The following is a 20,293-nucleotide window of genomic DNA, read 5'->3' on the forward strand; positions in this document are numbered from 1 at the left end:
ATCCCTATTATTTAGAACGGAACGGTCAGCGCCGCGCCGATCGTGCGGGGCTGAATCACGCTGACGAGCGCCGGGCCGCCCATCGGTATCAGCGACGTGCCGGCCGCGATCAACGCGCGACGGTCGAACAGGTTGCGAACATAGAACGCCAGGCTGAACTTCCTGAAATCCACGCCCGCTTGCAGATCCGTGATCGCGTAGCCCGGCAACGGATAATCCGGTCGGCCCGAGCTGGCGTCGAACCCGCTATGACGTCGGCCGACGAAACGTTGGGTCACGCCCGCATACGACGGATACCCTTGCGCGGTGAACAGATAGGTGCCCGAGAGCGTAGCGGCGACCTTGGCCGAGTTCGGCAAGGGCGCGCCCGCCGTCGTCCCCGCGTTGGCGTTGCCGCTCGTCAGGCCGGCGTCGATGAGCGACAGGTTCGCACTGAAGTTCCAGTGCGGGGTGGGGCGGAACGTGCCGGAGAACTCCAGGCCCTTGATGCGCGCGTTGCCGGCGTTGATGACCTGGTTGACGCCGTCGACCGTGCCGAGCTGCTGGATGTTCTTCCACTCGATGTCGTAGACCGACGTTTCCAGCGACAGCCGCTTGTCGAGCAGGTCGGCCTTGTAGCCCGCCTCATAGCTCCACAGCGTGTCGGGTGCGAAGGTCGGGCTACCCGCCGCGCGCATGCCGGTGAGGGGATCGATCAGCAGCGCATTCGGGCCGCCGGGCCGGTATCCGCTCGCGATGCGGACATACGCATTGCTGTTGGCGGTCAGCGCATAGCGCGCGGTGAACATGTAGGTCTTGCTGGTGTCCGACGACGGCGCCGAAATGGTCTGGGTCGGGCCGGCGAGCGTGCCGTAGGTCGTCTGCTCGTAGGTCTGGGTATTGTGGGCGATCCGCACGCCGCCGGTCAGCGAAAGGCGCGGTGTCAGGTGATAAGTCAGGTCGCCGTAGGCCGCGTACTCGTTGTACGTGCTGGGCGCCTGGAGCTCCGACAGGTCCGGGCCGGGCGAGCCGTCGGGCAAGGTCGTCAGAAAGCCTTCGCTCGAATGGCTGCGCTCGTGCGTATAGAAGAGGCCGGCCAGCCATTCGAGTCGCTGGTTGCCCGGCGACGTCAGGCGAAACTCCTGGGTCACCTTGTTCGTGGTGGCCACGTCCTTGGCGACCACCGAACCCAGGTTCAGCCCCTGGGCGGCAAATAGCGGCCCGTAGACACCGGTCAGGTCCTGCGGCGCACTCGTGTTGATCCTTTGATACGACGTGATCGAGTTCAGGCGCGCCCAGCCGAGCTCGTATTCGATCCCGGCCGAATAGAGCTGGATGTTTTGATGAAAGGGCTGCGGGGCAAACTGTCGCGTGGTCAGGTCGCCCCAGACCGGCTTGCCGTCGGCGCCGTATTCAACGTAGTTCGGATCGTTGCGATTGATGTTTTGCGAGAGCGCGGTCAGCCGGACCGTCAGATCCCGGGTCGGCGTCAGCAGCAACGACGCGCGGGCACCGTAGGTGTCGCCGCGATCGATGTGGGTGTCCGCCTTGGGGCCCACTGCGTCGACATACCCGCCATCGTGCTGCCCGAACACGGAGACGCGCAGCGCGGCAACGTCGGTCTTCAGCGGGATGTTCAACGTTGCGTTGGCCGTTCCGCTCACGCCGCCATGCGCCGTTCCCGACACGCCGGTGCCGACCTGCCCGGAAAATTGACTGGAGTCCGGTTCGTTGGTCACGTATTTCAGCAAGCCGCCCATCGCACCCGCGCCATACAACGTGCCCTGCGGACCTCGCAGGATTTCGACGTGGTTGAGGTCGAGCAGGCTCATGTCGAGCGAGAACGTCGCACTTTGGGAGAACAGCGTGCTGCCGCCGAACGCGACGTCGTCGACGTACATGCCGACCGTCGGCCCCGTCTGCACACCGGTCGTCACGCCGCGAATACTGACCTGACCGGCTCCGCTGCCGCCGCTGGCGTTCAAGTCGACCCCCGGCTCCGACGACAGGAAGTCGGACATCGTTTTCGCGCCGCTCTTCTGCAGCTCGTCGGCCGACAATACATTGACCTGCATGGGGACTTCGCGAGCCGGTTCACGTCGGCGTGTCGCGGTCACGACGACGGTATTGAGCGTCGCGCCACCCTTGCCTTGCGCCTTCGTCACCTCGGCCGCAGGGGTGTTCGGCGCCGCGGCGCCGGGCGCGGCGGCAGGCGTCGCGGTGGACGCCGCATCAGGCGCGGCGACCTGCTGCGTCGTCGCCGGTGTTTGCGCCTGTTCCTGCGCGTGCACGCCCAACGATGCCAACCCGAATACGGGGCCGACGAAGAGCGGAGCGTAACGTCTGCCGTGCCGCAGCGGTGGCGTTACCGAAACCGCCGCGTGCTTCGTCCGGTTTTTCATCCTCACCATTGTCTCCTCCTGGTTTTGCAATCGACTGAACGCGATGCCGTGTAGCGCAACTCAGGGTGAACGGTAAGTGCCGGTTATTTCTGGTTCATGTGGCGTTTGTATCGGTGCTGATACAAACGATCGGTGACGGAGCGGGGCCGCCACGCCGGCCGACGCGGTGCAAAACCGGGACGAAGACTTGTTTCGGGTTTGCAATAAAGGGCTCACATGGCCCCTACATTCACGGGCGATAATCGACGCCATCGCTCGCCGTCGGCCAGGACCATGCACAAACCCCGCTTCGATTCAGCTTTCTATCGCCTGTTCTTCGTGATGATCTCGATCATCCTCGTGATGCAGATCAGTGCCGGCCTGCTGCTCTTCAAGCTCTACAGCACCGCGCCGTTCAAGCCGCCGCCCGGGATGAGCGCGGCGTTGCAGTGTGGCGCCGCGGTGATGATCCAGGTGATGCCCGCGCTGATCTCGTCCTGGATCGGCGCGCGCATGCTGGCGGCCCCGTTCCGAACGCTCGCCATCGGGGCCGCTGAACTGTCGAGGAATATCGATGCGCCGCCCATCAAGGAAATCGGCCCGGTCGAGGCGCGTCAGGCCGCCAGCGTGTTCAACACGATGCAGGCGTCGCTGCGGCGGCAAATGAGTGAGCGCAACCGCTTCCTCGCTGCCGTATCGCACGATCTGCGCACGCCGCTGACGCGCATGAAGCTGCGCCTTCGATCCGCTCAGGATACCGAATTGAGAGACCGGATCAGGGACGATATCGACGAGATGACGCAGCTTCTGGAGGCCACGCTGTCGTTCCTGCGCAATGAAGAGGTGGTCGAGGCGTTCAGTCCGGTCGATATCAATGCACTGGTGGATGCCATCGCGGAAGATGCGGCCGAACACGGCCAAAAGGTGACGATCAGTGGTGAGGTGCCGCCGATCTCGGCGCAGCCGCTGGGCCTCAAGCGCTGCCTGACGAATCTGGTCGCCAACGCGATTCGATACGGTGAAGACGCGCACATCCGCCTGATCGATGCACCGTCGTGCGTGCGGATCCAGATCGTCGATCACGGCCCGGGCATCCCGGAGTCGCAACTGGAGCGCGCGCTGGAGCCGTTCTACCGGGTGGAAAGTTCGCGCAACCGGAACACGGGCGGGACGGGGCTCGGCCTTGCCATCGCGAACGACGTCGTGAAGCGTCACGGCGGGGAGCTGGTGTTGCGCAACGGTCCGGAAGGCGGGCTGGTCGCACAGGTCACGCTGCCGCGTCGATAGGGCGGGTGGTCGGATCGAACGTTGGCACTGCTCTGTTTCACGCTTGATACAGATTGCTCACAAAGCGGAAATAGCGCGTGCTTATAGTCGTTTCACACCCCTTCACTCCCATTCGGCAGACTTCGTCATGAAAATATTCACGGCTCAGCTTTCGACGGAAACCAATACCTTTGCCCCGTGCCCGACCGGATGGGGCGGCTTCGAAGAGTTCACGATTTTTCATGGCGACGCAAGTGTGCGCGAGCCCGACGGCGTGGGGCACGTGCTCGCGGAAGTGCGGCGCCTCGCGCAGGCCGACGGTCACGAAATTGCTGAAGGTCTGTGTGCCGAAGCCCAGCCGTCCGGCCGCACGATTCGCGCGGTCTACGAATCCCTGAGGGACGAAATTCTCGATGGCGTAAAGGCCGCCTTGCCGCTGGATGCCGTGATTCTGCTGCTGCACGGCGCGATGGTGGCGGAGGGCTACGACGATTGCGAAGGCGACCTGCTCGCCGGCGTGCGCGCCGTGGTTGGCCCCGACGTTCCGATCTCGGTCACGCTCGACCCGCACTGTCACTTCACGCAATTGATGAAGGCGTCGGCCGATGTCCTGATCGCCTACAAGGAGTATCCGCATATCGACGCCGTCGAGCGGGCGCGCGACGCCTATCGACTGACGCTCGATATGGCTGCCGGGCGCATCCGTCCGACGATCGGCGTGTTCGACTGCCGGATGGTCGGCGCCTGGCACACCACCAGCGAACCGATGGCCGGGTTCGTCCGGCGCATGCAGTCGTTCGAAGGGCGCGACGGTGTGTTGTCGGTGTCGCTCGGCCACGGGTTTCCGTGGGGCGACGTGCCGGAAGCCGGCGCGAAACTCTGGGTGGTGACGGACGACGATCTCGCCAAGGCCGACGCGCTGGCGGCGCAACTGGCGCGCGAGTTCTGGGCGTTGCGCGACGCGACACGCCCCGCGTGGCTCGATATCGATGCCGGGCTGGATCGCGCGCTGGCGGTCGAGGGCGGGCCGGTCGTGCTGGCGGACGTCGCGGACAATCCCGGCGGCGGCGCGCCGTGCGACAGCACGTTCATTCTGCGTCGCGTGGTCGAGCGACAAATTGCGAATGTTGCGATCGGGTGTTTCTGGGATCTCGGCGCCATCCAGATCTGCAAGGACGCGGGTGTCGGGGCCACGCTGAATCTGCGCATCGGCGGCAAGTGCAGTGTGTACTCCGGAGAACCGGTGGACCTGCGCGTCACCGTCCGCAACGTGGTCGAGCGGCATACGCAAAGCATCATGGGCCTCGAGCAACCGCTTGGCCGGGCAGTGTGGGTGGAAGCGGACAACGGGCTGGACATCGCGCTGATATCGGTTCGCACCCAGGTGCTCGGCGTGGACGCATTCACCGGCCTTGGCATCGACTTCGCCGGCAAGAAGGGGGTGATCGTGAAGTCGACGCAGCATTTCCAGACCGACTTCGCGCCGCGTTCGAAGGCCGTCTTGCATATCGCCGCGCCAGGGGCACTCTCGATGGACTTCGCCGAACTGGACTATCGGCTTCGTGACCTCAACTACTGGCCACGCGTGGCGAATCCGTTTGCGTCGGCGAGGTGAATACACGCCGGCGTCGACCGACGCCGGCCAGCGTCAGGTGTCGGCGTGTACCCGCGTGAAAACCAGATGCCGGGTACGCGCGGTATCGACGCGAAAGCCGGTCATGTCGCCGCGCGTTGCGTCGCGCGTCAACGTAAGCATTCCCGTCGTGATGTTCACTGGATCGATCGGCACCAGTTCGAAAGCATCGTGGGCCAATGGCGTGAGGCGGTAGTCGCAACGGCCCACCGCGCCGTGCAGGCGAAGCACGAGGGCTTCGTCGTCGAGCCGAATGGTCGCGTGGGCATCGGCGTCGTGGCTTGCAAATGTGCCGGACATCGCGGCGGCGAGATCCGGCGTCATCGCGGGCGCTTCGCTGACGCGTGTGAACGTGTCGACATGGCCGCAATGCACGATGCGCAGGCTGGAGAGATCGCTCGGTGTGCAGGACGATCCCCACCGCAGCGCCAACAGGCCGTCGCCGCTCGCTTCGAGTTGGACGTCGTCCCGTTCATCGGCGCTGTCGTAGAGCATCATCGAGCGTCTGGGGCAAAGGGGGCCCGCCAGCACCAGCGCACCGTCATGATCCTCCAGGGCATACACGGCACCGGTGCGGGCCGACCGGTAGCTGCCGAGGCGTGCCGCGTGATCCGAGGCGCGCGCCGCGACAGGCGGGCCATCTCCATCCAGCTCGTCCGCCAGAACGATATCGACGACACGCTTCGACAGTTCGAGCGGTGCGTCGAGCGCGCCGTTGCTGAGCAATACGACGTCAAGCCCATGCGCCACCGATACCAGCATCTGGCAAGTTCCACCCACGACGCCACCGGAATGCTGCATCAGCTCGACACCTCGGTAGGTGCTCTGCGTGAGACCGAGCGAGTATTGGCTGCGCAGACCGCTGGAGAATACGGGCAACGCCAGCATCTGGCGCCAGGTGTCGGCGTTGCCGACGATCTTCTCGCTGCATCGCAGGTGCGCGGTCCATCGCAGCATGTCGTCGACGGTCGAGACGATCGAGCCTTCGCCGAGCAGTTCCCACGTCGGAAAGATGCCGCGGCGGAATCCGCCCATGCCGTCGGGCACATGCATCGTCGCGATGCCGTGCTCGATCGTCATGTCGTTGGGTACACATGCGGTGTCATGCATGAGCAGGGGCGCGAAAATATGGGTCGCGAGGAACGCGTCGAACGGCATCCCGCTCGCACGTTCGACGGCAAGCGAAAGCAGGTGATAGCCGCCGTTCGAATACATCATGCGTTCTCCCGGCGGAAAATTTTCGTCGCGCTGACGTTGCTGCGATGCGAGGAACGCGCCAGGCGGCGACATGGCGAGACCCTGCGTCAGCAGCGCAAGATCCAGTGCGCATCGCTGCCCGCCGCGATGCGACATCAACTGCCGCAGCGTCGGTCGGCCGGCGGCCGGCGGCAGCGCCGGCAGATACGTGCCGATGGGGGCATCGGCGTCGAGCGCGCCGCGCTCGCACAGGAGCAGCACGGCGAGGCAAGTGACATGCTTGCTGACCGAGCCGATGCGCATGCGGGTGGCCGGCGTGTTGGCGATGCCGTGTTCGAGGCTGGCCAGGCCGAACGCGCGCCGATACAGCAGCTGGTCGCGATGGACGATGCCGGCGATCAAGCCGGGTGCGTCGGCGCGGCGATAACGCGCGAACAGCGCGTCGAGCTGCGTCGTCGTGGTGGATGAGTCGGATGTCATGTCGATGGCTCAGCGAGAGGAGGCAGGGGGGCCAGCGTGGCCCCAGACGTTGGACGGGCAGTGCAGCAGGCCGTCGATGTACGCGACACCCGGCTCGCGATCGCGTGCGAGGAAGATCGGTCCGTCGAGATCGACGTGATCGCACAGTTGTCCGAGCAGAAACGCGGGGGCGATCGCCAGCGAAGTGCCTGCCATGCAACCGACCATCACGGACAAGCCTGCTTCGCGTATCCGCGCGGCAAGATCGAACGCGCGCGTCAGGCCACCGCATTTGTCGAGCTTGAGGTTGACGATGTCGTAGCGGCGCGCGACGGCGGACAGGTCGCCGAGATCCTGAAACGATTCGTCGGCCGCGAGCGGGATCGGACAATCGATCGCTTCGAGACAGGCGTCCGCACCGATCGCAAACGGCTGTTCGAGCATGCCGACATCAAGCTGTTGCAGCACGGGGAGCATCGTGTCGAAGTGCGCGCGCGACCAGCCCTGATTCGCGTCGACGGCGAGCGGTATATCCGGGCGCACGTCACGGATGGCGAAGAGGCGCGCGGCGTCGGCGGCGCTGCCGTCCAGCTTGACCTTCAGCGCCCGCGCGTGGGGCAATCTCAGCGCGGCCCCGGCCATCGCATTCGGCGTATCCACGCCGATCGTCATCGTGGTCCGCAATGGGCGCGGCTCGGAGAGGCCCGCGATGCGCCAGGCAGGCATCGCTTGCCGTTGCGATTCGAGCGCCCACAATGCCGCATCGACCGCATTGCGTGCGCCGCCGGGCGGCAATACGTCGAGCAATCGCGCGCGCGTGATGCCCGCTTCGATCGACGGTCGGACGCGCTCGATTTGCGCGGCGATGGATTCCGGCGTTTCACCGAGGTAAAAGATCCCGGCGGCTTCGCCGTTGCCGGCGTGGTGCCCGTCGTCGACGGTCACGCTCACGAGGCGAGCGGTGTCGATGACGTGGCCGGTGATATGGAACGGCGTGGCCAACGGCCAGCGTTCGATACGCAGCGAGAGTGAGAGCGGGCGGGGTGACATGGGAGCGGAAGGAGGAGGGGAATTACGCATAGCGTTCGATCGCGTCGCGCACACCGCGGCCCGCCGCACGCATCAACAGGCAGGCGGCAAAGAAGCCGAACGCCGCCACGCAGACGATCGACCACAGCAAGCCCTGGCTGAACGCATGCAGACGATCCGACATGAACCCGATGAACACGGGGCTGCCGGACTGCACGATGATCGACGTCAGGGCGCCGATCGCTGCCACGCGCGAGCGCAGGTGGGCGGGGCAGATGTTCTGCATGAGGGTGGGAAACAGCACCATGCCGGCGACCATGCAGGCGAGCTGTGCGCCGAAGAGCGCGTAGACCGGCGTCAGCGAGCCCACGGCCAGATACAGGAACGACAGGCCGCCGGCGACCAGCGCGCCACATTCACACACGCGCAAAGGCGCGAGCACGCCGAAGCGCGCTCGCATGCGGCCGGCAACGAGTCCGCTGAGCACGCAACCCGCGATGCCGCCGGCCATCGCCGCCACGCCCATGCCGCCGCCCGCTTCAGCCGGCGTCGCGCCGAAGGTTCGCACCGCCACGACCGGCATCCATGTCGCGACACCGCCGAACGACAGGTTGACCAGCCCGATGGCGCCAAAGAACTTGAGCATCATGATGGCTTCGCGCCGGAAGTAGACCGGTGCGGACGGCAGCGGCGCGGAACTCCGGTGACGCGTGGTGGAGGCTTCCGTGTCGCCGTGCCTGCCGGGTCGAATGAGCAGAACCAGCACGGCCAGCACGGGGGCGGGCAACGCAACGGCAAAGAACGCGAGCCGCCACGGTTCGAGATCGGCGAGCCCCGCTGGCAACGCGCCGTGCGCCGCCGCGATGCCGTGCATCAGTGCGCCGCCGAGCGCCATCCCCGCCCCTGATCCCAACAGGTTGGCGAGCGCGAAGATCGCATTGGCGAGCACGCGCCGGCGCGCAGGGAAGAGATCGGGAATCAGGCCGTAGATCACCGGCACCAGTCCGGCTTCGCCGATCCCCAGCCCGACGGTGGCGATGAACAACTGCCAGAAGTGAGTGGTCATGCCGCAGATCGCGGTGGCGGCGCTCCAGACGAGGACGCACGTGACCAGCACGACACGACGATCCACGCGGTCGGCGACCCAGCCGATCGGCAACGACGCCACGCCGGCGAACAGGGCGATGCCCGCGCCTTGCATCAGGCCGATTTGCGTGTCGGTCAGCCCGAAATCGTGGCGGATGGGTTCCGTCAGCAGGATCAGCATCTGACGATCGACGAACGCGAAAAACGCCACGATCACGAGAATCGCGAGACCGAACCATGCGCGCGGCCCGGCCGGTGAATCGGATGGCGGGCTCGAGGCCGCCACGGGGGCGAGCACGTCGGGGTTGGAGTCGAACATGAGGGCTCCGTGATGAGAAGGCGGTTACTGCGTGAACTGCTCGTTGCCCACGAGCCCGATGCGGTTCGCGCCGAGCCGCTGCGCGGAGGCCATGACCATGGCGACGGCGCGGTAAGGCGCCGCCTTGTCGGGTCGCAAATGCAGTTCGGTCGGCGCGGGGTCGACGGCGACGTCGTGCAAGCGCGTTTCCAGTTGCTCGCGCGAATTCAGCGTCTCGCCGTTCCATGCGATGGCGCCGTCGGCCGCGATATCGATCCGCACCACCGGCGGTGTCCGCGGCTGCGCCGGCGGCGCGCCGGTCGGCATGTCCAGCTTGACCGCGTTCGTCTGGATCGGAATGGTGAGGATCAGCATGATGAGCAGGACCAGCATCACGTCGATGAGCGGTGTGGTGTTGATCTCGATCATCACGTCGGGTTCGTCGGCGTTGCCGGTGGGCATCGTCATGGCCATCTCGGGTCTCCTGGTCGGTATGAAGGGATCATTGGCGCGGCGGCGGTTCGGTGATGAAGTCGACCTTGACGATGCCCGCCCGCTGGCAGGCATACACGACCCGGCCGACGGCGGCGTAGCGCGCGTCGAGATCGCCGCGGATGTGGACTTCCGGTTGCGGCGATTGCACGGCAACCGCCTTGAGTTTCTCGACGAGCGTTGCCGCGTCGGGCACGCGCCGTTCGTCCCAGAACACGTCGCCTTCTTTCGTCACGGCGAGAATCACGTTCTGCGGCGTCGTTTGCAGCGGCTGCACGGTCTCCTTGGGCAGCGTGACCGGCACGGTGTGCGAGACCACCGGAATCGTGATGAGGAAGATGATCAGCAGCACCAGCATCACGTCGACCAGCGGCGTCGTGTTGATGGACGACATGGTCTCGTCGTGCTCGGCGCCGTCGCGGGAGCCTGTGGTCATGGCCATGGCTCACCCCACGCGGGTCAGGGCGGCGGCCTTGGTCGCGGCGGCGGCCCCGGCCGTGGTCGTGCCGGTCAGGAGGACGATGTGCAGTTCCGTCGAAAACCCGCGCACGCGTTCCATCACCGCCTTGTTGCGGCGCACGAGCCAGTTGTAGCCGAGCACGGCTGGCACCGCGACGGCCAGGCCGATGGCCGTCATGATCAGCGCTTCGCCGACCGGCCCCGCGACCTTGTCGATGGAGGCCTGACCGGCGATGCCGATCGCCGTCAGCGCGTGATAGATGCCCCACACCGTGCCGAACAGGCCAATGAACGGCGCGGTCGAACCGACGGTGCCGAGAAACGCGAGGCCGTCCTGCAGGCGGCTCGAGACGGACGTGGTCGCCCGCTCGATGGCCGCCGCGACCCACTGGTTGAGGTCGACCTGTTCGACCAGCGCGCCTTCGTGATGGTCGAATGCCGCGAGACCGGTTTCGGCGATGAAGCGGAACGGGCTGCCGGCGTCCAGTTTTTTCGTGCCTTCGCTGAGACTGCCCGCTTTCCAGAAACCCGTTTCCGCCGCCTTCGCGCGGCGCAGCACACGCGCTTGCTCGAGCAGTTTCGCGACGATGATGTACCAGCTGCCCATCGACATGACGACCAGGATGAGCAGCGTGCCGCGTGCGATGAAATCCCCGCCTTTCCAGAGCGCATCGAGGCCGTAGGGATTCGTCACCGTGTCGGTGGAGGCGTGGGCGGCGCTGGCCGCGAGGAACAGTGCCGTCGCCATGGCGGCCTTGCGGGTTCGGTTGAGCATGAATGTCTCCTGAAATGCGTTGCCAAGTGGAAAGGGAACGGCTGTCGGGGGCAGCCTCAATCGAGCTTGAAAGAGAAGGGCACCTGCACGCGGACTTCCTCGCCCTGCGCGACGCAGTGGAACTGCCGCACGGCGTTTTCCGCGGCCCGGTCGAGAACGGGCGCGGCCGACTGGGTCACGCTCAGGTCCTTGACGTTGCCGTCGGTGCCGACCACGAACGTCACGACGACGTCGCCGGTCAGGTTGTCCTTCAGCGCTTCACGCGGATAGCGAATGGCGGCGCGGACCTGCGTCGAGTTGGGACACACCACGCCGACGCTCGTCGACACCGGCGCCGCAGCGGCGGGCGGCGCCGGCGGCGCGACGGGGGCCGACGGCGCGGGCGTGGTCGACTGCGCGGCGATCGCGTTCGGCGACGGCGGTGCCGCGACGCGCACTTCCGGGGGCGGCACGAACGGCGGCGGGGGCGCGACGTGCTTCGGCGGCGGCGGTGCGATGTGCTTCGGCGGTGGGGGTGGGGGCGGCGGCGGCTTGATCTCTTCGATGATGCGCGTCTCGATCGGCTGGCGAATCACGTCCACGACTTTCGTCGCGAGACCGGTGAGCAGTGCGTAGACGATCACCGCATGCAATCCGACCACGAAGGCGATGCCGCCGATGCGCCGGACAGGCGGCTTGGGTTGTGCGTAGTTCATGTCCCGCGTGTCTCCTGCGTCGAGATGACTTGGGAGCCACGTTAAAACCCGGGCATTTCTGGTTCATATCGGCTTTGTATCGGCGCTGACACAAAGTCTTTCCGGATGAGCCAAGTCGCGGCGGGAGTCGAGAAGCCAGACGGAGCGGCGAAGGCGGACGATGCCGAGCGGCGTCTCTTCGGGAAAATACCGGGCGGGTTATCCATGACGTGAACGCTCGTCAGGCGTCCAGATTTTTCCGGATGACCTTGTGGGGCAAGGTGCCGGGGCGATTATTTCAACGCTGCAACAATTCGTGCAAAAAGCCCTTATATTGGCGGGCAATAATGAGTGAGGCACATCTCACCGCCGCAACATCGGAGACAAGACGCCGTGAACAAAGCGATTCGTATTCTCGTCGTCGACGACGACTCGCAGATTCGCAGCCTGTTGTGCGACTGCCTGGCAGACTTCGGCATGACGACCGCGCAAGCCGGCAGCGGCGCGGAAATGCATCATGCGCTCGGGGAGGGCGGCTTCGATCTCGTGGTGCTCGACCTGATGCTGCCGGACGACGACGGCCTCAATCTCTGCCGGGAGATTCGTGCGACCTCGGAGATTCCGTTGATCATCCTGACCGCGCGCGGCGAGATGACCGACCGGATCGTCGGGCTGGAACTCGGTGCCGACGACTACATCGTCAAGCCGTTCGAGCCGCGTGAGCTGGTCGCGCGCATCCAGACGATCCTGCGCCGCGTGCGTGCGCAAACGCAAGGCCGGACGCGGGCGCAGGAGGAAAGCCGCTTCGCCGGATGGCGGCTTCACCAGATCGGCCGCCACCTGATCGCGGCCGACAACACGGTCATTCCGCTGTCGAACGCGGAATTTCGCCTGCTCAATGCGTTCCTCGCCGCGCCGGGGCGTGTACTCAGCCGCGAGTACCTGATGGATACCGCGCGCGGCAAGTCGATCGACACGTTCGACCGCAGCATCGACGTGCAGATATCACGCTTGCGTCAGAAGTTGCGCGAGGACATCAAGGAGCCGCGCCTGATTCGCACGATTCGCGGGGAAGGGTACATGCTGGATGTCGGTCATCGTTAGGGTTGCGTGCCGGCCGTGGCATCCCGCCCGGGATCGGCTGTTTCCCGCGGCGGCGGCAGGCCGGCGATATCGTCCGACGCATTCGGTATGCGGCCGCGGCGACGCCGGCAAATTCCCGTCCGGGCCCGGTTCGAAGCGGCACGGCCACGCGTGTCCACGCGCCGCGGCGGTCCCGCCCGCTGGTCGTCCGGTTTCCGACATGGCAAATCTGCTCACCGCAATCGAGCGGCTTGGGCATCGACGTCCGCTGCCGCAAGGCATAAATTTCCAAGGTTGACGTGCCTATCCGCACGCCAGCCCGCGCGCAGGCCGGCAACCGGCCTGCGCGTTCCCAAACAGCGTGAGACACAATCGAGCGTGGAGACGACACGATGAGCCTGTCAGAGCCATTGCGTCTGCATGTGCCGGAGCCCACCGGGCGCCCGGGCTGCAAGACGGACTTTTCCTATCTGCATCTATCGCCGGCCGGCGCCGTTCGCCGCCCGCCGATCGACGTTGCCGCGGCGGACACCGCCGATCTCGCCCGCAGCCTCGTGCGCGTGCTCGACGACAGCGGCAAGGCCGTCGGCCCGTGGGCACCGGATCTCGACGATGCGCGGTTGATCGCCGGCCTGCGCGCGATGCTCAAGACCCGCATTTTCGACGCGCGCATGATGATCGCGCAGCGTCAGAAGAAAATCTCCTTCTACATGTTGAGCCTCGGCGAAGAGGCGATCGGCACCGCGCACACGATGGCGCTGCGCGACGGCGACATGTGCTTCCCGACCTACCGGCAGCAGAGCATTCTGATCACGCGCGACGTCCCGCTCGAACGGATGATCTGCCAGCTGATGTCGAACGAAGGCGATCCGCTGAAAGGCCGCCAGCTCCCCGTGATGTACTCGGATCGCGAAGCGGGCTTCTTCTCCATCTCCGGCAACCTCGCGACGCAGTTCATCCAGGCGGTCGGCTGGGCGATGGCGTCGGCGATCAAGGGCGACACGAAGATCGCGTCCGCGTGGATCGGCGACGGCGCGACGGCCGAATCCGACTTCCATACCGCGCTCACGTTCGCGCACGTGTACCGCGCGCCGGTCGTGCTGAACGTCGTCAACAACCAGTGGGCGATCTCGACGTTCCAGGCGATCGCGGGCGGCGAGGGCACGACCTTCGCCGGGCGCGGCGTCGGCTGCGGGATCGCGTCGCTGCGCGTCGACGGCAACGACTTCCTCGCGATCTACGCGGCGTCGAGCTGGGCGGCCGAACGCGCGCGCCGCAATCTCGGCCCGACGCTGATCGAGTGGGTGACCTACCGTGCGGGCGCGCACTCGACGTCGGACGATCCGACCAAGTACCGGCCGAGCGACGACTGGTCCCATTTCCCGCTCGGCGATCCGATCGAACGCTTCAAGCGCCACCTGATCGTCAAGGGCATCTGGTCCGACAGCGCGCACGAAGCGTTGACGGCCGAGCTCGAGGCCGAGGTGATCGCCGCGCAGAAGGAAGCGGAGAAATTCGGCACGCTGGCCGACGACCGGATTCCGTCGCCGGCGTCGATGTTCGACGACGTGTACAAGGAGCTGCCCGCGCACCTGCGCCGTCAGCGCCAGGAACTGGGAGCGTGATCATGGCGCAACAAGAGGCAGGCACGGCAACGCAGCCGATGACGATGATCCAGGCGCTGCGCTCGGCGATGGACGTGATGCTCGGGCGCGACAGCGACGTGGTCGTGTTCGGGCAGGACGTCGGTTATTTCGGCGGTGTGTTCCGCTGCACCGAAGGACTGCAGAACAAATACGGCAAGTCGCGCGTGTTCGACGCACCGATCTCCGAAAGCGGGATCGTCGGCGCGGCGGTGGGGATGGGCGCGTACGGGCTGCGCCCGGTGTGCGAGATCCAGTTCGCCGACTATTTCTACCCGGCGTCCGACCAGATCGTGTCGGAAGGCGCGCGGCTGCGCTATCGCTCGGCCGGCCAGTTCATCGCGCCGATGACGATCCGCATGCCCTGCGGCGGCGGCATCTACGGCGGCCAGACGCACAGCCAGAGCCCGGAGGCGATGTTCACGCAGGTGTGCGGACTGCGCACGGTGATGCCGTCGAATCCGTATGACGCGAAGGGGCTACTGATCGCGTCGATCGAGAACGACGATCCGGTGATCTTCCTCGAGCCGAAACGGCTGTACAACGGGCCGTTCGACGGCCATCACGACCGGCCGGTCACGTCGTGGCTCAAGCATCCGGCGAGCGCGGTGCCCGAGGGCTACTATACGGTGCCGCTCGATACGGCCGCCGTGGTGCGCCCCGGCAACGACGTGACGGTGCTGACCTACGGCACGACGGTGCACGTGTCGCTCGCCGCGGCCGAGGAGACGGGCATCGACGCGGAGGTGATCGACCTGCGCACGCTGTGGCCGCTCGACCTCGACACGATCGTCGCGTCGGTGCGCAAGACCGGGCGCTGCGTCGTCGTGCACGAGGCGACGCGCACCTGCGGTTACGGTGCGGAACTGGTGTCGCTGGTCCAGGAACATTGCTTCTACCACCTCGAGGCGCCGGTCGAGCGCACGACGGGCTGGGATACGCCGTATCCGCATGCGCAGGAGTGGGCGTACTTTCCGGGCCCGGCCCGGGTCGGTGAAGCGTTGCGACGCGTGATGGAGGCGTGAGATGGGGATTCATGTCATCAAGATGCCGGATATCGGCGAAGGGATTGCCGAGGTCGAGCTGGTGGCCTGGCACGTGGAAGTCGGGCAGACGATCAAGGAAGACCAGCCGCTCGCCGATGTGATGACCGACAAGGCGGCGGTCGAGATTCCGTCGCCGGTGACGGGCAAGGTGATCGAGCTCGGCGGCCGGATCGGCGAGATGATGGCGGTCGGCAGCGAGCTGATTCGCCTCGAGGTCGAAGGCGACGGCAACCTGAAGGCCGGCGCACCGGTGCGGGAATCAAAGGTAGCAACCGCACCGGTCGCTTCGGCGCCGTCGAAGTCGGTGGCCGACGCGCCGGCGGAATCGTCCGCCAAGCCGGCGGCGAAGCACGGACCCGCGGAGCCGCGTCGTGCGAAGCAGGCCGAGCACGCGGAGCGCGTCGAGTCGCCGCGCGCGGCGCTCGCGCCGGGTGAACGGCCGCTCGCGTCGCCGGCCGTGCGCCAGCGCGCGTGGGACATGGGCATCGAGCTGCGCTATGTGCGCGGCACCGGTGAAGCAGGGCGGATCCTGCATGCGGACCTCGATGCGTATGCGGGTACCGGCAGCGGCGCGGCGCGCGGATCGCACGCGCATGGCTACGCCGAACGCAACGACGAAACCGACGTGCCGGTAATCGGCCTGCGGCGCGCGATCGCACGCAAGATGCAGGAAGCGAAGCGTCGCATTCCGCACTTCAGCTACGTCGAGGAGATCGACGTCACCGAGCTCGAATCGTTGCGCACGGAACTGAATCGCCGCCACGGCGACACGCGCGGCAAGCTCACGCCGCTGCCGCTGCTGATCCGCGCGATGGTGATTGCGTTGCGCGACTTCCCGCAGATCAACGCGCGTTTCGACGACGAAGCGGGTGTCGTCACGCGCTACGGCGCGGTGCACATGGGCGTCGCGACACAGACGGACGGCGGCCTCACGGTGCCCGTGCTGCGTCATGCGGAAGCGCGCGACGTGTGGTCGATTTCCGCCGAGATCGCGCGGCTTGCCGACGCAGTGCGCGCGAACCGCGCGCAGCGCGACGAGCTGAGCGGCTCGACGATCACGATCTCGAGCCTCGGCGCGCTCGGCGGCATCGTGTCGACACCGGTCATCAATCATCCTGAAGTCGGCATCGTCGGCGTGAACCGCATCGTCGAGCGGCCGATGATCCGCGACGGCGCGGTCGTCGCGCGCAAGATGATGAACCTGTCGTCGTCGTTCGACCATCGCGTCGTCGACGGCGCGGATGCGGCCGAATTCATCCAGGCCGTGCGCGCGGTGCTCGAGCGCCCGGCACTGCTGTTCGTGGAGTGATCACGCAATGAAGAACGAACACACCACGCTGCTGGTGATCGGCGGCGGCCCGGGCGGCTACGTCGCCGCGATTCGCGCCGGCCAGCTCGGCATTCCGACCGTGCTCGTCGAGCGCGACCGGCTCGGCGGCACGTGCCTGAACATCGGCTGCATTCCGTCGAAGGCCCTGATCCACGTGGCCGATGCATTCGAACAGGCCCGCGGCCACGCGGGCGAGGGCGCACTCGGGATCCGCGTGCGCACGCCCGAGATCGACATCGCGAAAAGCGTCGCCTGGAAGGACGGCATCGTCGACCGGCTGACGCGCGGGGTCGGCGCGCTGCTCAAGAAGAACGGCGTGCGCGTGCTGCACGGCGATGCGCAGGTGGTCGACGGCAAGACCGTCGACGTCGTCGGCGGTGGCCATACGACGCGCATCAGTTGCGAGCACCTGTTGCTCGCGACCGGCTCCGAACCGGTCGCGCTGCCGTCGATGCCGTTCGGCGGGCATGTCGTGTCGTCCACCGAGGCGCTGTCGCCCGAGACGTTGCCGAAGCGGCTGGTCGTCGTCGGGGCCGGGTATATCGGGCTCGAACTCGGGATCGTCTATCGCAAGCTCGGCGTCGACGTGAGCGTCGTCGAAGCGGCGGAGCGCGTGTTGCCCGCGTACGATGCCGAACTCGTGCGGCCGGTCGCCGATTCGCTCGCGCGGCTGGGCGTGCGGCTGTTGCTCGGCCACAAGGTGCTCGGGCTCGCGGAGCACGGCGCGGTGCGCGTACAGGCCGCCGATGGCGCGGAGCAGACGCTGCAGGCCGACCGCGTGCTGGTGGCGGTGGGCCGCCGGCCGCGCGTCGACGGCTTCGGGCTCGAGTCGCTGCCGCTCGATCGCAACGGCCGCGCGCTGTGGATCGACGACGAGTGCCGGACGTCGATGCGCAACGTCTGGGCGATCGGTGACGTGGCCGGCGAGCCGATGCTCGCGCATCGTGCGATGGCGCAGGGCGAGATGGTGGCCGAGCTGATCGCCGGCAAGCGCCGCAAGTTCGTGCCCGCATCGATCCCGGCGGTGTGCTTCACCGATCCGGAGATCGTCACGGCCGGCTGGTCGCCGGACGACGCGCGCGCGGCCGATGTCGACTGCGTGAGCGCGTCGTTCCCGTTCGCGGCGAACGGGCGCGCGATGACGCTGCAGGCGACCGACGGCTTCGTGCGCGTCGTCGCGCGGCGCGACAACCACCTGATCGTCGGCTGGCAGGCGGTCGGGCGCGGCGTGTCGGAGCTGGCTGCCGCGTTCTCGCAGTCGCTGGAGATGGGCGCGCGGCTGGAGGACATCGGCGGCACGATCCATGCGCACCCGACGCTCGGCGAAGCGCTGCAGGAGGCGGCGCTGCGTGCGCTTGGGCACGCGGTGCATATCTGACGTGTCTCGCGGGTGATACGAAGCCGCCGATGCGCGACGTGCGCATCGGCGGCTTTTCATTTGCAGTGCCGGCTCGACCGGTTGCAGGGCGACGGCGCATGCGTCAGGGGCATGTCGGGCGCGGTGCGCAAGATCCGCGCGCAGGCGCCGATCGCGGGAGGGCGGTTGTCGATCAAGGAAATCGCGCAGAACCGGGGATTTAGCGGCATGTCGTCGTTCTGGCAGGCGTACAGGCGCTGGACAGGTGGTGCGCCGAGCGTGTCGGGACAGGGGGCGGCTCGTAGCGCGCACCGCGGCGAAGCAGGCACATCCTGTAATTTTTCGAGATGTTGGGAGGTTGTCGTCGCCGAGTCGCCCGGCGATCATGCAGGAAGCCGGAAACCGGGCCGTTCCTGGCCCGTCAACACACAGGCTCCATACGGAAGAACCCGACATGATATTGCTGCTCGTCGGCGCGACCGGACTCGCGGGCGTCACGTCCTCGAAGTCGCGCTCGCCGATGCGCGGGTCGATCAGGTGATCGTCGTCGCGCGCCGCCCGTTGTCGCCGCACCCGAAAATGCGCGCGCTCGAGGTCGATTTCGATCATCTGCCCGACACGGCAGACTGGTGGCACGCCGATGCCGTGATCTGCGCGCTCGGCACCACGATGCGCGCTGCGGGCTCCCAGGCGGCATTCCGGCGCGTCGACCACGACTATCCGCTCGCGGTCGCGCGGCTCGCACACCGCCACGGCACACCGGCTTACGTGCTGAATTCCGCACTCGGCGCGGATCCGGCGTCGCGCATCTTCTACAACCGCGTGAAGGGCGAGGTCGAGCAGGCGCTCGCCGGCGTCGGGTTCGCGTCGCTCACTTACGTGCGGCCCGGCCTGATCGGCGGCAGCCGCGACGAATTCAGGTTCGGCGAGCGGCTGTTGGTGTCGGCGTTGAACGTGGCCCGGCCTGTTTTGCCGGCGAAATGGCGCGTGAATCCCGCGTCGCGGATTGCCCGCGCGATGCTCGACGCGGCAGTCGCTGCGCGGCCGGGCGTGCAGGTCATCGCGTCGGACCGGCTCGCCTGACGCAATACGGGCGGCGTGCGCCGGTCACTGATCGGCGAAGCCGTCGAGCCCGCCGAACTGTTCGGCAAGCGCCGCCGTGAACGCCTCCAGCGCTTCGCTGCCATCGCAGTTCCTTGGCGTTGCGAGCTGGAATTCGACCGTATGGCTCAGCTTGCTCGCGAGCAGCCGGCGCATCTTGCCCGCGGCGACCCACGGCGCCGCGACGTGGTCGGGCAGGAAGCCGACATGCGCGCCGGACAGGATGAAGATCACGTCGGCGTCGACGTTTTCGGAGAACGCGGTCGGTTGCGCGTTGCGTGGCGCCGCACCCGACGTATTCGTCTTGTAGAGCCGCGCGACGTTGCTCGCGTTCGCAATGTCGTTGACCGACACGGTCTTCTTCGCGAACAGCGGATGCCGCGCGCCGCAGTACAGCGACTGGTGCTCGACGAACAGCGGTGCGTAGTGCAGGCCGGCCTGATGGCCGGAAAAGTAGCCGATCGCAAGCTGCAGTTCGCCTTTCAGCAACCGGCGCTCCAGTTCGTCGGGCGGCACCGCGATCATCTCGATCAGTACATCCGGCGCCCGTTCGCGGAAGCGGCCGACGCTCGCCGCGATCGATTCGACGACGTCCGGTGCGAGCCGCTCGGACAGCCCGATGCGCAGTTCGCCGAGCAACGTGCCCGACACGTGCTGCGTATCGCGCGTGAACACGTCCATCGCGTGCAGGAGCCGCCGCGTCGACTGCAGCACGCGCTCGCCCTTCGGCGTCAGCCGGAAGCCGCTCTTGCCGCGATCGCACAGCCGGAACCCGAGGCGCGTCTCGAGCTTGGCCATCTGCGTGCTGATCGTCGACGGCGCCATGCCGAGCGTGCCCTGCGCGGCGCTGAAGCCGCCGCTTTCGACGATCGTCAGAAAGAGCCGCAGCAGCTGCAAATCCATGTCTCTCAATCGGGTCAGCATGGCGATACATCGCGTTTCGTGAAGTCGGCTTATGTTAGTTCATATTTTTCGTCGGATGCCGTGACGGCAGAATCGGGCACG

16 protein-coding genes and 1 pseudogene are annotated in these 20,293 nt (G+C 66.8%); 8 read left to right on the forward strand and 9 right to left on the reverse strand.

The window, feature by feature from the left end; translation table 11 throughout:
• Positions 1-11 precede the first annotated feature (11 nt).
• Positions 12-2,381, reverse strand: a complete 2,370-nt coding sequence (locus CFB41_RS06245) for a TonB-dependent receptor (protein WP_256940853.1) — start codon at positions 2,379-2,381, stop codon at positions 12-14.
• Positions 2,382-2,654: 273 nt separating this feature from the next.
• On the opposite strand from CFB41_RS06245, the gene CFB41_RS06250 reads away from it, so the two are divergent.
• Positions 2,655-3,647: an ATP-binding protein gene (locus tag CFB41_RS06250; RefSeq protein WP_089455916.1), complete on the forward strand. Its 993-nt coding sequence runs from the start codon at positions 2,655-2,657 to the stop codon at positions 3,645-3,647.
• A 127-nt stretch (positions 3,648-3,774) separates the two neighbouring features.
• A complete protein-coding gene (locus CFB41_RS06255) occupies positions 3,775-5,241 on the forward strand; it encodes a M81 family metallopeptidase (RefSeq protein WP_089455917.1) in 1,467 nt (488 codons plus the stop codon).
• Between the two features lie 33 nt (positions 5,242-5,274).
• Here CFB41_RS06255 and CFB41_RS06260 read toward each other — a convergent pair whose 3' ends face one another.
• From CFB41_RS06260 to CFB41_RS06290, 7 genes are read right to left on the reverse strand one after another with little or no spacing between them, the layout of a single operon-like run.
• Positions 5,275-6,936 (reverse strand): serine hydrolase, encoded by a 1,662-nt coding sequence (locus tag CFB41_RS06260; RefSeq protein ID WP_089455918.1) that lies wholly within the window; start codon positions 6,934-6,936, stop codon positions 5,275-5,277.
• Positions 6,937-6,945: 9 nt separating this feature from the next.
• The gene (locus tag CFB41_RS06265; RefSeq protein ID WP_256940854.1) at positions 6,946-8,019 is read right to left on the reverse strand and encodes a dipeptide epimerase; all 1,074 of its coding nucleotides are present in this window, start codon (positions 8,017-8,019) and stop codon (positions 6,946-6,948) included.
• The gene (locus CFB41_RS06270) at positions 7,988-9,349 is read right to left on the reverse strand and encodes an MFS transporter (protein ID WP_089455920.1); all 1,362 of its coding nucleotides are present in this window, start codon (positions 9,347-9,349) and stop codon (positions 7,988-7,990) included. Before CFB41_RS06270 ends, CFB41_RS06265 begins: the two co-directional genes overlap by 32 nt.
• A gap of 24 nt (positions 9,350-9,373) precedes the next feature.
• Complete coding sequence (locus CFB41_RS06275) at positions 9,374-9,802, reverse strand: biopolymer transporter ExbD (RefSeq protein WP_089455921.1); 429 nt, start codon at positions 9,800-9,802, stop codon at positions 9,374-9,376.
• 28 nt (positions 9,803-9,830) lie between these two features.
• Positions 9,831-10,262 (reverse strand): biopolymer transporter ExbD, encoded by a 432-nt coding sequence (locus CFB41_RS06280; RefSeq protein ID WP_089455922.1) that lies wholly within the window; start codon positions 10,260-10,262, stop codon positions 9,831-9,833.
• 3 nt (positions 10,263-10,265) lie between these two features.
• Positions 10,266-11,054 (reverse strand): MotA/TolQ/ExbB proton channel family protein, encoded by a 789-nt coding sequence (locus tag CFB41_RS06285; RefSeq protein ID WP_089455923.1) that lies wholly within the window; start codon positions 11,052-11,054, stop codon positions 10,266-10,268.
• A gap of 56 nt (positions 11,055-11,110) precedes the next feature.
• On the reverse strand, positions 11,111-11,749 hold the full coding sequence (locus CFB41_RS06290) for an energy transducer TonB (RefSeq protein ID WP_089455924.1): 639 nt from the start codon (positions 11,747-11,749) through the stop codon (positions 11,111-11,113).
• Between the two features lie 372 nt (positions 11,750-12,121).
• On the opposite strand from CFB41_RS06290, the gene CFB41_RS06295 reads away from it, so the two are divergent.
• From CFB41_RS06295 to CFB41_RS06320, 6 genes and pseudogenes are all read left to right on the forward strand, one after another.
• Positions 12,122-12,832 carry a response regulator gene (locus tag CFB41_RS06295; RefSeq protein WP_197523792.1) on the forward strand — a complete coding sequence of 237 codons (711 nt, stop codon included), beginning with the start codon at positions 12,122-12,124 and terminating at the stop codon, positions 12,830-12,832.
• A gap of 371 nt (positions 12,833-13,203) precedes the next feature.
• On the forward strand, positions 13,204-14,436 hold the full coding sequence (locus CFB41_RS06300) for a 3-methyl-2-oxobutanoate dehydrogenase (2-methylpropanoyl-transferring) subunit alpha (protein ID WP_089455926.1): 1,233 nt from the start codon (positions 13,204-13,206) through the stop codon (positions 14,434-14,436).
• A 2-nt stretch (positions 14,437-14,438) separates the two neighbouring features.
• Positions 14,439-15,479, forward strand: coding sequence for an alpha-ketoacid dehydrogenase subunit beta (locus tag CFB41_RS06305; RefSeq protein ID WP_089439648.1), 1,041 nt, complete (start codon positions 14,439-14,441; stop codon positions 15,477-15,479).
• Position 15,480: 1 nt separating this feature from the next.
• Positions 15,481-16,809 carry a dihydrolipoamide acetyltransferase family protein gene (locus CFB41_RS06310; RefSeq protein WP_089455927.1) on the forward strand — a complete coding sequence of 443 codons (1,329 nt, stop codon included), beginning with the start codon at positions 15,481-15,483 and terminating at the stop codon, positions 16,807-16,809.
• A 7-nt stretch (positions 16,810-16,816) separates the two neighbouring features.
• Positions 16,817-18,208 carry a dihydrolipoyl dehydrogenase gene (gene lpdA / locus CFB41_RS06315; protein WP_089455928.1) on the forward strand — a complete coding sequence of 464 codons (1,392 nt, stop codon included), beginning with the start codon at positions 16,817-16,819 and terminating at the stop codon, positions 18,206-18,208.
• Positions 18,209-18,641: 433 nt separating this feature from the next.
• Positions 18,642-19,270: pseudogene (locus CFB41_RS06320) on the forward strand (NAD-dependent epimerase/dehydratase family protein).
• Positions 19,271-19,294: 24 nt separating this feature from the next.
• Here CFB41_RS06320 and CFB41_RS06325 read toward each other — a convergent pair.
• Positions 19,295-20,212, reverse strand: coding sequence for a LysR family transcriptional regulator (locus CFB41_RS06325; RefSeq protein ID WP_089455929.1), 918 nt, complete (start codon positions 20,210-20,212; stop codon positions 19,295-19,297).
• Positions 20,213-20,293 lie beyond the last annotated feature (81 nt).

Origin of the sequence: Burkholderia sp. AU33803, assembly GCF_002223095.1 — a bacterium.
Lineage (GTDB): Bacteria > Pseudomonadota > Gammaproteobacteria > Burkholderiales > Burkholderiaceae > Burkholderia.